The sequence below is a fragment of the Streptomyces sp. NPDC045026 genome (genome assembly GCF_056432625.1).
The window spans coordinates 171,158-186,204 of the sequence record NZ_JBWKIS010000001.1; the positions used below are offsets into that span (position 1 = coordinate 171,158).

12 protein-coding genes are annotated in these 15,047 nt (G+C 71.0%); 5 read left to right on the plus strand and 7 right to left on the minus strand.

The window, feature by feature from the left end; all coding sequences use genetic code 11:
* Positions 1 to 9: 9 nt before the first annotated feature.
* The gene (locus tag AC07EJ_RS00750; protein ID WP_478883441.1) at positions 10 to 714 is read left to right on the plus strand and encodes a hypothetical protein; all 705 of its coding nucleotides are present in this window, start codon (positions 10 to 12) and stop codon (positions 712 to 714) included.
* On the opposite strand, the gene AC07EJ_RS00755 is transcribed toward AC07EJ_RS00750, so the two are convergent.
* The 5 genes from AC07EJ_RS00755 to AC07EJ_RS00775 form a co-directional block, all read right to left on the minus strand.
* Entirely contained in the window at positions 708 to 1,349 is a 642-nt protein-coding gene (locus AC07EJ_RS00755) for a GPP34 family phosphoprotein (protein ID WP_393581396.1), read from the minus strand. The genes AC07EJ_RS00750 and AC07EJ_RS00755 overlap by 7 nt on opposite strands.
* Before the next feature lie 208 nt (positions 1,350 to 1,557).
* Complete coding sequence (locus tag AC07EJ_RS00760; RefSeq protein ID WP_478883658.1) at positions 1,558 to 2,904, minus strand: type III PLP-dependent enzyme domain-containing protein; 1,347 nt, start codon at positions 2,902 to 2,904, stop codon at positions 1,558 to 1,560.
* A gap of 299 nt (positions 2,905 to 3,203) precedes the next feature.
* Positions 3,204 to 4,847 (minus strand): PucR family transcriptional regulator, encoded by a 1,644-nt coding sequence (locus AC07EJ_RS00765; RefSeq protein ID WP_478883442.1) that lies wholly within the window; start codon positions 4,845 to 4,847, stop codon positions 3,204 to 3,206.
* Between the two features lie 433 nt (positions 4,848 to 5,280).
* Positions 5,281 to 6,489 carry a bifunctional class I SAM-dependent methyltransferase/NUDIX hydrolase gene (locus AC07EJ_RS00770; RefSeq protein ID WP_478883443.1) on the minus strand — a complete coding sequence of 403 codons (1,209 nt, stop codon included), beginning with the start codon at positions 6,487 to 6,489 and terminating at the stop codon, positions 5,281 to 5,283.
* A gap of 62 nt (positions 6,490 to 6,551) precedes the next feature.
* The gene (locus tag AC07EJ_RS00775) at positions 6,552 to 8,534 is read right to left on the minus strand and encodes an ABC transporter ATP-binding protein (RefSeq protein WP_393581393.1); all 1,983 of its coding nucleotides are present in this window, start codon (positions 8,532 to 8,534) and stop codon (positions 6,552 to 6,554) included.
* A 320-nt stretch (positions 8,535 to 8,854) separates the two neighbouring features.
* Here AC07EJ_RS00775 and AC07EJ_RS00780 point away from each other — a divergent pair, with 320 nt between their 5' ends.
* Positions 8,855 to 9,277 (plus strand): TetR/AcrR family transcriptional regulator C-terminal domain-containing protein, encoded by a 423-nt coding sequence (locus AC07EJ_RS00780; RefSeq protein ID WP_478883659.1) that lies wholly within the window; start codon positions 8,855 to 8,857, stop codon positions 9,275 to 9,277.
* A gap of 139 nt (positions 9,278 to 9,416) precedes the next feature.
* Here AC07EJ_RS00780 and AC07EJ_RS00785 read toward each other — a convergent pair whose 3' ends face one another.
* Both AC07EJ_RS00785 and AC07EJ_RS00790 read right to left on the minus strand, forming a co-directional pair.
* Complete coding sequence (locus tag AC07EJ_RS00785; RefSeq protein ID WP_478883444.1) at positions 9,417 to 10,901, minus strand: UDP-N-acetylmuramoyl-L-alanyl-D-glutamate--2,6-diaminopimelate ligase; 1,485 nt, start codon at positions 10,899 to 10,901, stop codon at positions 9,417 to 9,419.
* Positions 10,902 to 11,508: 607 nt separating this feature from the next.
* Complete coding sequence (locus tag AC07EJ_RS00790) at positions 11,509 to 12,393, minus strand: LysR family transcriptional regulator (RefSeq protein ID WP_389478716.1); 885 nt, start codon at positions 12,391 to 12,393, stop codon at positions 11,509 to 11,511.
* 84 nt (positions 12,394 to 12,477) lie between these two features.
* On the opposite strand from AC07EJ_RS00790, the gene AC07EJ_RS00795 reads away from it, so the two are divergent.
* Genes AC07EJ_RS00795 through AC07EJ_RS00805 form a run of 3 tightly spaced genes read left to right on the plus strand, consistent with a single transcriptional unit; the run spans position 12,478 to position 15,040 of the window.
* Positions 12,478 to 13,695, plus strand: coding sequence for a thiolase family protein (locus tag AC07EJ_RS00795; protein WP_389478717.1), 1,218 nt, complete (start codon positions 12,478 to 12,480; stop codon positions 13,693 to 13,695).
* Entirely contained in the window at positions 13,692 to 14,360 is a 669-nt protein-coding gene (locus AC07EJ_RS00800; RefSeq protein ID WP_389478718.1) for a 3-oxoacid CoA-transferase subunit A, read from the plus strand. The genes AC07EJ_RS00795 and AC07EJ_RS00800 overlap by 4 nt, the downstream gene beginning before the upstream one ends.
* Entirely contained in the window at positions 14,357 to 15,040 is a 684-nt protein-coding gene (locus tag AC07EJ_RS00805; RefSeq protein WP_389478719.1) for a 3-oxoacid CoA-transferase subunit B, read from the plus strand. The genes AC07EJ_RS00800 and AC07EJ_RS00805 overlap by 4 nt, the downstream gene beginning before the upstream one ends.
* The last annotated feature ends 7 nt before the right edge of the window (positions 15,041 to 15,047 follow it).

Sequence of the window (15,047 nt, forward strand, 5' to 3'; positions counted from 1 at the left end):
GAGTGGGCAGTGCGCGTGGTGCAAGAGTGGGCGCCCGCCACGGGTGAAAGCTGCGAATATGCGGGCCGCTCGTTCCGAACTTTCGACCGGATCCTCGACGGCCCCGCCAGCGAGCGCTTCATCGACCCATGGGTGCGCCATCTGACCTCGCTCGGCGTCCGGTCCGTGACCGGACATCTCGTCGAGTCCCTCGAACTCGGCCCCGACGGGCGCATCGCCGCAGCCCGCGCCCGTACGGCGGCCGGGCCCGCACACATCGACGCCGACTGGTTCGTGGCGGCTCTCCGGGTCGACCGGGTACGGCGGTTGTGGTCCGACGAGATCCGCGCGGCGGATCCGCGGCTCGCCGCGATGGGCAAGCTGCGTACCGCTTGGTGCCAGGGCATCGTGTTCTGGCTCAAGGAGCGCTTCCGCGGGCCCCTCGCCCATCTCAGCCTCATGGACTCGCTGTGGGCGCTGTGTCCGGTGGCGCAGTCCCGCTTCTGGCCGCAGCCGTTCGCGAAGACCTGGGGCGACGGGGCGGCCGCCGAGTCCCTGTCCGTCGTCGTCTCCGACCGGGAGACACCGGGCCGGCTGTACGGGAAGCCCGCGCGGCAGTGTGCGGGGTCGCGCAGGTCCGGCTCGGTGTCTGTGAAAGTTCCCGAACCCTCCGGCACACCGTCGTCAGCGCACAGCCTCACGCGAGGGGCTGGGACACGGCCCGGTCCTCAGTAGCCGCGCCAGATGTTGTCGAACGCCGCGTCCTCGATCGCCTTGCGCTGTCGTACGGCCTGCAGCTCCTGGACAGCGCTCCCGACGGCGGCCAGTACCGCCGTGACCGCGTCCCCGGCGAGCTCCGGCGCCTCCTCGGCGAGCTCCGGCGCGTCCTCGGCCGGTTCCTCCTCGGTCGGCTCGTCCCGGATTCCGGCGGCGGCCGCCAGGGCGACGAGCACGGGTTCGTCCTCCGCCCAGCGCTCTTCCGCCCGGCGCCGGGCGGCGGACTCGACCGGCTCCGTCCGCCCGCCCCGTAGCGGACTCCGAAGCCCTCGCGGCCGCTTCGTCAGCCCCTCCCGCTCCAGCTCGTCGACGTACGCCGAGGAGAGCCCGCGGCCCCGGCGCCACAGCCAGTCCTCGACCGACTCGTACGGCTCCTGTCGGACGAGAGCCGCGGTGGCTTCGTCCAGCAGGCGGTCCCCGGTGGGTGCTTGGGCGCTGGGCAGGATGCGGTCGCCGTCCACGACCAGGGCCTTGGCCTCGATGAGGTCGAACACCTCGGCCCCCGCAAGCGCCAGCGACAGGTCGCCCTGCTCCAGAGGGCGGTCGGGCGTCACGCCCAGGGCAACGATCGCGAGGTCCCGTGCGGTGGTCATGAGCGGCTCCACGTCAGTCGGCCGAGTGCGGGGGCGAGAGCGTCGGGGCCGGCCGGGGTGGGCCGGGCTCTTGGGTCGATTGTCGCCATGCTTCGGGCGTTGTGGCTACGCGAGGAACGCGGTGTCCCGGTGAGGCGCCCCGGGATCACGCGGCGACACGACACCTTTGACCGTTTACCGGGGCAACCTTCCCCAGCCAAGGGCGCCGCTACGAAGAGGGCCGGTCAGTCAGCCCCACCAGCGAACCGGCCTGCGCCGCACCGGACTCCGCGACCACCTCGGCCACCGTCTGCGCCGGCCTGACCGGAGCGAACGTCACCACTCCCGCATCGGACACGGCGTATCCGTACACGGCAGGACGCGGCAGGCTGTTGTAGTGGAAATGGGTCGAGAAGTAGTAGGCCCCGGTGTCGTACAGCGCGACCAGATCACCGGGCGCCAGCTCGGGCAGCTCCCGCTCCCGCGCCACCAGGTCCCCGGCGAAGCAGCACGGCCCGGCGACGTCCTGTACCAGCGGCTCGGTCGCCCTGGGCCGGCCGTCGGCGTCGTACGCACCCACGCGCAGCGGCCACGACTCGGGCACGAACACGGTGCGGGTGGCCACCTGCGCGCCGGCGTGTGTGACGGCGATCCGCCGGCCGCCGGAGGTCTTGGTGTACTCGACGAGTGCCAAGATCAGCCCCTGCTTGGCCAGCAGCGAACGGCCGAACTCGGTGACGAGCGTGTAGCGCCCGTCGAACAGGCCGGGCACGGTCTCCCGCAGCAGCCGCGCGTACTGCGCGTAGGCAGGGCTCACCTCGTACGAGGTGAAGTTCACCGGCAGGCCGCCGCCGATGTCCAGGGTGTCGATCTGCTGCCGGCCGACGTGCGCGTTGATCTTCTCCGCCAGCTCGTACGCGGCCCGCACCCCTTCGGCCATCAGGTCCAGGGCGACACCCTGGGAGCCGGTGTGGGTGTGCAGCCGGGTCATCCACGGACGCAGCCGGTAGGCGTCGAGCACCCACTGTTCCGCGCCCTCGTCGCGCAGCGCCACGCCGAACTTGGACGTGGCCGTCGCCGTGCTCATCGCCCCGATCGAACCGCTTCCGACCTGCGGGTTGACCCGCAGCCCCACGGGCGCGCAGCCGATGCCGAGATCGGCGACGACGGCGTCGACACGGTCCAGCTCCTGCGGGTTGTCCGCGTTGACCGCGATGCCGTGGGCGAGCGCGTCGCGCAGCTCGGCCATCGTCTTGGCCGGGGAGTCGAAGACGATGCGCTCAGCGGGGACGCCCGCGGCGCGGGCCAGCTCCAGCTCACCCGCGCTGGCCACTTCCGCGCCCACGCCCGCCGAGTTCAGCAGCGCGAGGACCGGCACCAGCGAGGCGGCCTTCACCGCGAACGTGTGCTGCACCGGGACCCCGTCGAAGGTGAAGGCCTCGCGCAGCTCGCGCGCGGCGTCACGGATCCCGTCCACGTCGAGCAGCCCGACGACCGGTGCCTGCGCGCCGACCAGGCCCTGCTCTGCGGCCGCGCGCACGGCCGCCTCCCTGCGGAGGACGGAATCCGGGACCATGGTCATGGTGTTCCTGCCTTCTCACTGCACACTGCCGGCTACGTGCCCGGCGGATCGCCCGCCGGGCGGGCCGCCGACTGCGGCGGCCGCGGGCGGTGTCTACGCCACCGGTTCGTGACCCGTGCGCCCCGCCCCGGTTCACTGTGCGCCCCCGAGTCCCGCACTGTCTGCGTGCTGCGGCACGAAGTCCGCACCGTTCCCGTTGTGGCCGCGCACCAGCACCCGGCCCCGTCCACATCTCCATGGTGCGCCCGCACGAAGGAGAGGCGCTCGACGTGGTGCGCCCGCACCGCACCGGTTCAGGGCAGCGGGATCAGCCCCGCCCGCCGTAGCCCCAGCTCCACCAGCAGCCGTACGTCGGGATCCGTGAGGTCGATGCCGCACAGCTCCGCGGCGCGGCGCAGCCGGTACCGCAGCGTGTTGGTGTGGACCCCCACATAGCGGGCGGTGGCCGCCGCGTCGCCGAAGAACACCAGGTGCGCGGCGACGGTGCGCGGCAGGTCCGTGCCGTGCCGCTCGTCGTGCGCGAGCAGCGCCGCCACCGCGTCGGCGGCCGAAGGCACGTGCTCGGCGACCGCATCGGTCACCCGGAGCGCGTCCATGGCGAACCGGACGTCCTCGGCCCCGGCCGTCTCGGGCCCACCACGCTCGCGCAGCACCCGCAACACCTGGGCGGCCCCCGCCCGGGAGGCGGGCGCGTCGCCGAGCCCCCCGACGGCGGGCCCGACCGCGACGAGCGGCCGCACCCCGGCGCCGCGAAGGACGGCGGCCAGGTCGCGTGCCAGCCGGTCCGCGCCGGCCCCGGCCCCCGTACTGGCCAGCAGGACGTCGAGCCGGTCGCCGTCGCGGTGGGCGAAAGCCGGAGTGTGGTGCGCGGCGAGGCGCAGGGAGGCCAGATGGAAGGCCCGCTCCAGTACGTCCGCTGCGACCGGCTCCGCGGCCGCGGCGGTGAGTACGGTGCACGGTTGTCCGGCCTCGACCCCGAGTACGGCCGCCGCCGCGGGCACGTCCGGCGGGCGCTCCTCGAACAGGGCCCGCACCGCGTACCGGCGGCGGCCGGCGGCGGACCGCGACCGCAGCCGGTGGTGCAGCAGATGAGGTACGGCGACGGCGGCCGCGTGCCGCAGCGCGTCCCGGGCCGTGGGCGGCAGCGGTTCACCGTCGGCGGCAGCCCACAGAGACCCGAGGATCTCGTCGCCGGCCCGCACGGCGACGGCGAGGCGTTCGGGGAACCGCCCGTCCGCGGGCCGGTGCACCACGTCGCCGCTCGCCCACAGCATGGTGAGGAACCCGCTCTCGGCGAGTTCGGCCACTCGCCAGCTCGGTACCCGCCGGCCCAGGATCGTCAGTCTGCGCAGCGGGTCGGCGGTGTCGGCGGTCGGCGAGTACGCCAGCACGTTCGACTCGGGGTCCTCGACGGTGATCGCGCCGCCCACCAGCGCGGCCAGTGTCAGGGCGAGCCCCGGCAGATCACCGAGCGGAACATCGGCCGACGCCTCGGGCGCCGCCGTACCGGTACGGACGATGGCCGCCCGCAGCAGCCCCATCAGCTCGCCCCACTCGATCCACGGGGCCCGCGCGAGCAGGGCGGTCGACACCTCGTCGGCCGCCTCGGCGAGCGACGGCGCGGTCCCCTGGGCGCCGCGCCGCAGCACCACTGCCGCCGCCCCGGCGCGGTCCGCCGCGCGCAGCACGCCCGCGGCGCCCGGCGCGGACGTGTCGACGCCGGGCGCGATGAGAATCCGCCCCCGTGCCTGCAGCGTCTCGCCCTCGTCGAACACCCCGGCCCCGCTCACCGGCACGTCCGTGCCGCACGGCGCCCGAAGCACCTCGACCACGTCCGGCCCGACGACACCGACGGCCTGCCCCAGCGTGGGCGTACCACCTCCGTGCGCGGCGGCGGCATCGGGCGATGGCGGAGGGCCGGGCGGGGACAGCTGCATGCCCCAAGTGTCACCGATGCCGCCGGTCGGCAAATGCCACCGGTGCCGCCGGTCAGCGGCTGCCCGGCTGCTTTCCCTCGGCGCCCTGGCTGTCCCCCCCGGCCTCGTTCGGCCCTCTGGTGAGCCCGCACCTGAACGAGCGGGTCGAGGACGAGACCCTCATGCGGCCCGGCAAGATCGTCTGCAGCGTGGAGTTCTTGCGGGGTAGTGGTGACCGTCATGGCCCCGAAACCGGCCTGACTCGGTCGGCGGCGCACGGTGCCCGCCATCGCGGCGGGCCTGGCCTTCGCCCTCGGTAGACGCCACTACGACAAGGGCCTCGCCCCGGTCACGGCCGGGCCCCTCAGGAAGACGGTGTCCCGACACGACCCCACCCCGGCGCCCACCGCCGCGGAATTCGCGCACCGTGCCGGTCGCGGCCCCACGGAGGGGGTCATGCACCTGCGTCTCTCGGGTCTGCCGAAGGAGCCGTCCGGCGGGCGTAAGGGGTGAAGTGGGCCGGTGGGTGATCGATGGGCAGGTCGGGGCGCCAGGCGGCGAGAATCTGAGCGCTGCACTCGAACAGCTCGTCGGGCAGGGCGTCGAGCGGCCACCAGTTCCAGTCACCGACGCTCTCGTCCGGCTGAGTGGTGGGTGAGCCCTGCCAGGCAGTGACGACGGCGCCCACAGTGACGCGGACGACGTCGCCGACGTGATCGACGAGCGTGCCAAGGAGGGTGACGTCTTCGGGTCGGGCGGTCAGCCCGGTCTCCTCGGAGAGTTCGCGTACCACGGTCTCCTCCAGGGATTCGCCGGCCTCGACGGTTCCGCCGGGCAGCTCGACGGTGCCGCGGCGGTGGCGCCCCAGGAGCAGACCCTCGTCGCCGAGGACGATGGCGCCCACACCGATCGCCGCGTGCGGGACCGGAGGTTGTCGGCTGCGCGGCCGGCTGGAGATCCGGGTACGCCGCTCCGGCAGGCGTCGCGCACGGACGAGTTGTTGGACGGCCGGGGTGTCCGCCGCGGGCGCGGTCAGCAGGTTCACCGCTTCGACCTGGAAGCCGTATTCGGTGAGCAGGTCTTCCCACAGGCGCGGGGTGAGGACCCACATGTCCACGGGGATCGGCGGTTCCTTGCGCAGCAGGACCTGTTGCTCGCGCGGCACGACGCCGGTGGACGGGCCGCGGCCGTGCAGGTCGGTGTGGAGGACGGAGAAGACCAGCGGCGCGCCCCTCGTCAGACCGTCGCGGAGGGCGGGAAGCGAAACGTGCGGATCGAGGTACGCGAGACTGCCGATCGCGTACGCGGCCTCATACGGCTCGGCCGCGCGCAGGTGCTCGATGACGTCCCCGTGTACCCAGTCGACGCCGGGCTCGGTGCCGAAGTGGCCGGTGGCGCGGGCGTGCTGGGTGGCGGACAGCTCGATCGCGGTGACGCGCGCACCGTGGTCGCGCGCCAGGTGCACGGCATAGTGGCCGGGCCCGGAACCGATGTCCAGCACTCGCCTGCCGGTGAGGTCGCCGAGGATGTCGGTGCCGGGACCGACATCCTTCCACGGGCCCCACATGATCGTCTCGGGCATGGTCGGCATGAAGCCGTGGTCGAGCTGGCGCTGACCGTAGACGGTCCAGGCTTCCTTGTTGCGTGACTCCTCAACGGACATGAGAACTCCTGGGGTTGTCGGCGGCATTCATGCAGGACCGGTGACGAGATGCTGCGGGTCGTTCAGCTTGATTCGGCGGTGGCCGGCCGGGTGGGCCGGGGCACGGTGCGAGCGGGTTCGTGTTCGTACTGTTCGGCTTGGAGCCGGTACATCCGCGCGTACCGGCTGGGGGGCTCGGCGGCGAACAGCTCGGCGTGGCTGCCCTGTTCGACCAGTCGGCCCTCGTCCATGACGAAGATGCGGTCGACGTGCCGGACCGCGGCCATGCGGTGCGTGACGAGGACGATGATGCGGTCGGGCCCGGCGAGGCCGAGGATCTGGTCGAAGGCCCGCTGCTCGGCGTCCGGGTCGAGGGCGGACGTCGGTTCGTCCACGATGACCACGCAGGCGTCGCGGAAATGTGCGCGAGCCAGTCCGATCTTCTGCCACTGGCCACCACTGAGATCGCTGCCGCCTCTGAATTGCTTGCCCAGCAGCGTGTTCATGCCGCGGGGCAGCGCCGTGATGTCGTGGTCCGCGCCGGCGTACACGGCGGAGGCCTGCAACTCCTCGTCGGTAGCCTCGCGTTCGGGCTGACCGATTCGAATGTTCGCCGCCGCGGTGAAGGGCCAGCGCTCGAAGGTCTGCGTGAGAAGGCTGACGTGGCCGAAGAGCTCCTGACGGTCGGCCTGGGCGACATCGACGTCATCCCAGTGGATGTGACCGTCGCCGGGCAGATGCAGCCCGGACAGCAGTCGGACCAGCGTCGACTTGCCGGAGCCGTTGGGCCCCACCAAGGCGATCACGCTGCCGAGGCCGATGCTGAACGAGACGTCCTTCACTGCCGGTTCATCGCGCCCGGGGTAGCGGAAGCCGACCTTCTCCAGGCGGATGGACCGAGGCCGTTCGGGTAAGGGAAGGCCGTTTTCCGGGATGGCCCACTTCTTGGCCTTCGCGAGGAAGTCGGTGAGGTCGTGCACGTACAGGGATTGCTCGTGGAGCTGGCTCATCGTGCTCACGAGGGCGCCGATGCCGGCGGAGCCGGAGTTGATGGCCATGGTGGCGGTGCCGAAGACGGCGACGCTCATGTGCCCGGTGAGGCACAGACCGATCATCAACGTGAACGTCAGCAGATAGCCGACTCCCTGCAGAGCGGACGCGGCCAGTTCGGTGCGGGCCTTGTCCTTCGCCAGACGCTCCTGCTCGCTCTCGGAGGTATGCGACATGATCTTGAAGTGGTGCAGCAGGAACGTGCCCACGCCGTGGACCCGTACCTCCAGCGCTGCGGTGACCGAGGTGAGAAGGCTGGACAGCACCCGGCTGCCGCGCAGGTGCTCGATCCAGGTCATGGTCGAGAGATATCGCTGTTGGGCCACGCGCAGCACGCCCCAGCCGCGAGGTGCCACGATCAGGAGCAGCATCGGCAGCAGCACCGGATTCAGGACGAACAGCACACCACCGGAGGCGATCAGCGACAGCACGCTGTTGATCGCGGAGACCGTGGAGCCGATCATGTGCCGTGCCTCGGTGGCTCCGTACTGTGCCCGGTCGATCAGCTCACGGAACGCACCGTCCTCGATCGCCGCCATCTCGACGCGCTGGCAGGCGGCCAGATACTGCTCGGACGCGGCCCGTTCCACCTTCGGCTCCAGGCTGCCGGCTGCCGCGGTGGACAGGGACGCGAGGACTGCGTTGACGCACAGCACCACGGCCATCAGGAGCACTGCCGGCAGCGCATCACGCAGGCCGCGCACATCCGTGCCGGCGGCGACGACGGCATGTAGGGCGGCGTTGACCGCGAGCAGCTTCACGGCGGCGGCCACGCCCTGACCGACTTCCGTGACGCCGACCGTGATCAATGAACGCCGGTCGGTACGCCACGCCAGGGCCAGGGTCTGCCGGACCAGGCCGGGCAGGGACTTCACACCCTCCCAAAGCGTGAGCTCCAGTCGGGCATACTCGTGCTTGCTCCAGCCGGAGTCGTACCGTAAGGGCCCGCCGAACAGCTCCAGTTCGGAGACCGAGACCTTGGGCTCCGCAAGCCGCGGGCGGCGCAGCACCCTCATACGACATCACCCGCCGCTGTGGAGTTGCCGAGTTGGCCGTGATGACTCCGTACATCGTTTCTTCGACGAAGTGCCGCAGCACGCCCTGGGTGTACGGGCACAGGGCGTTCGAGCGCGGTGTGCGCGCCAGGTGCGATCTTGTGGCGGGGCATACGGCCTCCTCGGTGTGCGTGCTTCTCGGACGGGTGCTCGGAACAACGGACTGTGGGGCCAGCCGTTCGGGGCACGGAGGGGGTATTTCCTGGAACTTATGTCCTGTTCCGGTGATTTGACCAGGTGGCACCGAATCCGCCGGCACCGCTGGTTTCCCGTCCGCGCTCCTGGCGCACCGTGACGCGGCGCGCCTGATCGCGGGACTCTCGACGACAGAGGCCAACACCGACCGGTTCGCCGACGCGATGATCCAGGCGCTCCTCGACGCGGGCTTCCCGCCACGCACCGCGGCCTGGGCCAACTGGACCGTGTTCCATCTGATCCTGGGCATCACGCAGGAGCAGCAGGCGGAGTCGACGGAGACGGTCGGCCTCGCGGCGGCGTTCGACGACGCGGAGTTCCCGGCGTTGCGCGCAGCCTCCGCGTACATCACCGCCGGGACGTTCGATGAACGCTTCGAGTTCGCGCTGGGCATGCAAATGACGGTGTCGAAGGCGGAGTTGGTCCGAACTGTTCACGCCTCGGGCGACGGCGGCTGCGTGCTGGACGAGCTCAGGGTGAACGGCACGAACAGCTACGAATGGCTGTGAACGGCGCAGAGGCCCCGCACCTCTGCCGCGTACGGGGTCCCTCGTCGGCGCCGACACCGACTACGGAGCGCGCTGTAATCGGCGTCGGCGTCGGCGTCGGCGTCGGCGTCGAGCCGGTCCGTGCCCTTACCGCGTGCCCCTACCGCGTGGCGAGTTCGCGTACGGTCGCCATGTCGCTGAACGGGAGCAGTTCTTCGTTGACGATCTGGTAGGGCTCGCTGCCCTTGCCCGCGATCAGGACGATGTCGCCGCGCCCGGCGGAGGACAGGGCGAAGGAGATCGCGCGGCGGCGGTCGGCGAACCGCTCGAAGGTGGTGCCGCTCGCCATCAGGCCCGGGACGATCTGGTCCATGATCTTTCGGGGGTCTTCGTTCCTGGGGTTGTCCGAGGTCAGGACGCACAGATCGGAGTAGGTGCCGGCGATCTCGCCCATCGGGGCGCGCTTGGTGACGTCCCGGTCCCCGCCGCAGCCGAAGACGGTGATGACCCGGCCCGATGCGAAGCCGCGGATGGTGGTCAGCACCTTCTCCAGCGAGTCCGGGGAGTGCGCGTAGTCCACGATGACGGAGGTGCCGTCCGGGGTCTCGAAACGTTCGAACCTTCCCGGGATCGGGGGCATCTGCTCGAGTGCGTCGACCAGTCCGGCCAGATTGTGTCCGATGAGGTGGCAGGCGGCGACAGTGGCCAGCGCGTTGGAGACGGAGAACCGTCCGGGAACGGGGATCGCGGCCGGATACTTGTGGCCGGCGTGGTGCAGGGTGAAGCGGGTGCCGACGGCGTCCATGGTGAGGTCGGTCGCCCAGTAGTCCGCCTCCGTGTCGATGCCGTACGTGACGACCGCGCCGGGCATCATCGCCGCGATGTCCGCTCCGAGCGGATCGTCGGCGTTGACCACCGCACGCCGGCAAAGCCCCTGGAACAGACGCAGCTTGGCGTCCCGGTAGTTCTCCATGGTGCCGTGGTCGTCCAGGTGATCCTGCGTCAGGTTGGTGAACACCCCCACGTCGAGGAACGAGTGGTCCAGGCGGTGCGTCAGCAGACCCATCGACGTGGCTTCCAGCACGACGGTGGCGACACCGCGGTCGCGCATGCACCCGAGCAGATACTGGAAGTCCGGCGACTCCGGCGTGGTCAGTACCGACCTCGGCATCGGAATCAGCTCGTCGCCGATCCGGCTGCCCGCCGTCCCGATGACCCCCACCCTGGCGCGCTCGGCGATCCTCAGCACCGACTCGACCATGTACGAAACCGACGTCTTCCCGTTGGTTCCGGTGACGGCCACCATGTCCATCTGCCGTCCGGGCTCGCCGTGGTACCGGGAGGCGACGACCGCAGCCGCCTTGCGCGTATCCGGCACCGCCACGACGCACACGGCCGCGTCCGAGGCCCAGGCCGCGGCGGGAAGTCGCGGTGCTGCGGCGTCGACGAGGATCGCCACCGCGCCGCGTGCGACAGCCGGTCCGACGGACTCGAGGCCGCCCTCGCGGTGACCGGGCACCGCGATGAAGAGGGATCCCGGAGCGGCGCGGTGAGCGTCGAAGCACGCGCCCGCGGTGATCCTCGTCTCCGGATCGCCCGCAAGGACTTCATGGTCGTGCCCGGCGAGCAGCTCGCTCAACTTCACAGGGGTCCTCTCGGAGATGCACCGGCTGCCGGTCGTCCGGCGGTCGGCGCGCAGGTGGCGCCCAAGGCGCCAAGGAATGACAGAGCTGGAGATTGTGGCGAGGACAGCCACAGCGCGGTTGCGGAGGAGAACACGGCAACGGCACGAAAAGGGCCCCGCCGACAGAAAGGTCGGAAGATCAGGGCCGGGAACTGCCCGGAATCGCTAACCGTGACCGTGCAGCGCGCGGCAGCAGGCCGCCGGCATGTTCACCAGGTTGACGGCTGTCGCACGTGCGGCGGACGGACACAGGGCATGAGCGGCCTGGAACCGGCACTCCCTCACTGCACATGTGCGACCCATGTGTGGAGTGTACGTCCGGCCGCGGAAGCGATCTCCCGAAGTTCCGCCATGACCTTGGATGGTGAGTGTTCCGTCTCGGCGGAACCAGGAGTCGCGACCGGTGGCCGGTCGCGCGCATGACCTGCAAGCCTTCCGAGCCCGAGGGGGCACCGGCCCGCCCGAAGGGACACCGGCCCCGTATGCCGGACGGTGCGGGACTCCGGCTCGTAGCACTCAGGAAGCCCTGTCCTGGCCGTGCTGCGCGAGGGGCTCGTGGAGCGCATCGTCAAGCGCGCACGCACTCCTCGATGATCGTGGTCACCTGCTGCACGGCGGGTGAGTGGCCGTGGGTGCGGCGGCCCAGGACGAGATCGATGGTCTCCGGCTCGCTGAGCGGCACGTAGGTGACACCGTCGAGCCGCAGGCTCTGAACCGACTCCGGCACGAGGGCGACGCCGTGTCCGGCTGCCACGAGCACGACGAGGGTGGCGGTCTCACCGACTTCGACGAGGGACGTGGGCCGGAAACCCGCTCGGTCGCAGGCGGACAGGACGCGGTCGTACATGGCGGACCGTGACTGTGCGGGGTGGACGACGAAGGCTTCGCCCGCCAGCGAACCAAGCGAGATCCGCGGGTCGGCTGCCAGGGGATGGTGAGCCGGCAGCACGGCCACCAGGGGCTCTGTGCGCAGCGGTGAGCTGATCACTCCCTCGGTCTCGGGGCCGGAACGGAAGACGGCGAGGTCGTACGTGCCGTCGAGCAGGCCTTCCATGAGCTGCGGGGTGAGCAGCTCGCCGCGCAGCTCCAAGGTGATGTGGGGCAGCCGGGCGCGCACGGTGCGGGCGACGCGCGGCAGGACGTCGTAGGTGGCGGTGCCGATGAAGCCGACGGAGACCCGCCCCGCGTGGCCGGTGGCGAGCTCCGTCATGTGGGCGCGTGCGCGTTCGGCCTCGGCGAGCAGTGTGCGGGCGTATCCGATCAACTGCCGTCCCGCCTCGGTGGGTTCCACGTGCCGGGTGGAGCGGTGGAAGAGGGGAACCCCCAGTTCGCGTTCCAGTTGCTTGATCTGCTGTGACAGGGCGGGCTGGGCGATGTGCAGGCGGGCTGCCGCGCGCCCGAAGTGGCACTCTTCCGCGAGCGTGAGGAAATAGCGGACCTGGCGGAGCTCCATACCCGCCATTCTATAAAGATGGCTTATCAATGGAGAAGAACTGAGTCTTGGACGTGATGAAGCCCTCGCTCCTAGCGTGAATACGTGACCGAAAGCTATGTGTACGCAGCAGTCAGGACTCCCTTCGGGCGATTCTCCGGCGCCCTCGCCGGTATCCGGCCGGACGACCTCGCGGCGCTCGCCGTGCGGGGCGTCCTGGCCAAGGCGCCGGCGCTCGATCCGGGCGGCATCGGGGATGTCGTGTGGGGGAACGCCAACGGCGCCGGCGAGGACAACCGCAACGTCGGCCGCATGGCCGTGCTGCTGGCCGGACTGCCGACTTCCGTTCCGGCCACGACCGTGAACCGGCTGTGCGGGTCCTCCCTGGACGCGGCGATCATCGGCTCGCGAGCCATTGAGACCGGGGACGCGGACATCGTGCTGACCGGTGGTGTGGAGTCGATGAGCCGGGCTCCCTGGGTGCTGCCCAAGCCTGATCGCGCCTATCCCGCCCAGGACTTGACCGCCGTCTCCACCACGTTGGGGTGGCGGCTGGTCAACGCGCGGATGCCCCAGGAGTGGACGGTCGCTCTGGGCGAGGCCAATGAGCAGCTCGCCGAGCGGTTCTCCGTCCCGCGCGAGCGTCAGGACGAGTTCGCCGTCCGGTCCCACACCCTGGCGGACGCGGCCTGGACGGCCGGCTTCTACGACGGCCTGGTCGTGCCGGTCGAGGTGGACGGCACGGGGAACGCGCTCACGCGGGACGAGGGCATCAGGCCGGGGTCCACGGTGGACAAGCTCGCCGCGCTGAAGCCGTCGTTCCGCCCCGACGGTGTGATCACGGCAGGCAATGCCTCGCCGCTGAGCGATGGAGCCTCGGCCGTGCTGCTCGGCTCACAGGCCGCCGCCGCACGCATCGGCGCGGACCCGCTGGCCCGTGTCGCCGGGCGCGGGGTGTTCGCGCTGGATCCGCAGATGTTCGGCTTCGCGCCCGTGGAGGCGGCGAACCGGGCCCTGAAGAGCGCGGGCATCAGCTGGTCGGACGTCTCCGCGGTCGAACTGAACGAAGCCTTCGCCGTGCAGGCGCTGGCCTGTGTGGACGCCTGGAAGGCCGACCCTTCGATCGTCAACGCCAAGGGCGGCGCCATCGCTCTCGGCCACCCGCTCGGCGCCTCCGGCGGCAGGCTGCTCGGCACGCTGGCCCACCGCCTGAAGGAGTCCGGCGAACGCTGGGGCCTCGCCGCGATCTGTATCGGGGTCGGCCAGGCGCTCGCCGTGGTCCTGGAGAACGTGACGGGGAACGTCACGGAGACGGGGCGATGACCATGAAGGTGTGCTCCCATGCCGACGAGGCCGTCGCCGGAGTCCAGGACGGTTCCACCGTGCTCGTCGGCGGGTTCGGGATGGCCGGTATGCCCGTGGCCCTGATCGACGCGCTCATCCGCCAGGGCGCCACGGACCTGACCGTCGTGTCCAACAACGCCGGTAACGGCGACACCGGCCTTGCGGCGCTGCTGGCGAAGGGACGGGTCCGCAAGGTCGTCTGTTCCTTCCCCCGGCAGGCCGACTCCTACGTCTTCGACGAGCTGTACCGCGCCGGCAGGATCGAGCTGGAAGTCGTACCGCAGGGCAACCTCGCCGAACGGATGCGGGCGGCCGGGGCCGGAATCGGAGCGTTCTACTGCCCCACGGGAGCCGGGACCCTGCTGGCCGAGGGCAAGGAGACCCGCGTCATCGACGGCCGTACCTACGTCCTCGAGTACCCCATCAAGGGCGATGTCGCGCTGATCGGAGCCCACCGGGCCGACCGCATGGGCAACCTCGTCTACCGCAGGACCGCGCGCAACTTCGGACCGGTCATGGCCACCGCTGCGACCCTCGTCGTCGCACAGGTCCGCGAAGTCGTCGGCACCGGGGAGATCGACCCGGAATCCGTGGTGACACCGAGCATCTATGTCGACCGCGTGGTGCAGGAGGCAGCCGAATGAATCCCGACAGCCCTTCCGTGGACGCCGAGCGCAGCCCCCTGGGCCCCCTGGGCAAGCACGACATCGCCGCCCTCATAGCCCGGGACATCCCTCAGGGCGCCTTCGTCAACCTCGGCATCGGCCAGCCGACGCTGGTCGCCGACCATCTGCCGGCCGACTCCGGTGTGGTGCTCCACACCGAGAACGGCATGCTCAACATGGGACCCGCCGCCCAGGGCGACGCGATCGACCCCGATCTCACCAACGCCGGCAAGATCCCCGTGACCGAGCTGCCCGGAGCGGCGTACTTCCATCACGCCGACTCCTTCGCCATGATGCGCGGCGGGCACCTGGACGTCTGCGTCCTCGGAGCCTTCCAGGTGTCCGCGGCAGGTGACCTCGCCAACTGGCACACCGGCGCACCGGAGGCCATCCCCGCTGTCGGCGGAGCCATGGACCTGGCGATCGGTGCCAAGAAGGTCTTCGTCATGATGACGCTGTTCACCAGGACCGGCGTGCCCAAGCTCGTACCGCGGTGCAGCTGTCCGCTGACGGGAGCGGGCTGCGTCGACCGTGTCTACACCGACCACGCCGTTTTCGACATCACCCCGCGAGGAGTGGCGGTTCGAGAGACTTTCGGTTGCACTGCCGACGAGTTGGCGGGCCGTCTGGACCTGCCGCTCCTGCCCGCCCGGTCCTGACGTCAGA

Excerpts from the sequence above, each read along its gene's own strand:
- AC07EJ_RS00755 (WP_393581396.1), bottom strand. The coding sequence starts at position 1,349 with ATGACCACCGCACGGGACCTCGCGATCGTTGCCCTGGGCGTGACGCCC.
- AC07EJ_RS00760 (WP_478883658.1), bottom strand. The coding sequence starts at position 2,904 with ATGGTCCCGGATTCCGTCCTCCGCAGGGAGGCGGCCGTGCGCGCGGCC.
- AC07EJ_RS00765 (WP_478883442.1), bottom strand. The coding sequence starts at position 4,847 with ATGCAGCTGTCCCCGCCCGGCCCTCCGCCATCGCCCGATGCCGCCGCC.
- AC07EJ_RS00770 (WP_478883443.1), bottom strand. The coding sequence starts at position 6,489 with ATGTCCGTTGAGGAGTCACGCAACAAGGAAGCCTGGACCGTCTACGGT.
- AC07EJ_RS00775 (WP_393581393.1), bottom strand. The coding sequence starts at position 8,534 with ATGAGGGTGCTGCGCCGCCCGCGGCTTGCGGAGCCCAAGGTCTCGGTC.
- AC07EJ_RS00790 (WP_389478716.1), bottom strand. The coding sequence starts at position 12,393 with ATGGAGCTCCGCCAGGTCCGCTATTTCCTCACGCTCGCGGAAGAGTGC.
- AC07EJ_RS00800 (WP_389478718.1), top strand. The coding sequence starts at position 13,692 with ATGACCATGAAGGTGTGCTCCCATGCCGACGAGGCCGTCGCCGGAGTC.
- AC07EJ_RS00805 (WP_389478719.1), top strand. The coding sequence starts at position 14,357 with ATGAATCCCGACAGCCCTTCCGTGGACGCCGAGCGCAGCCCCCTGGGC.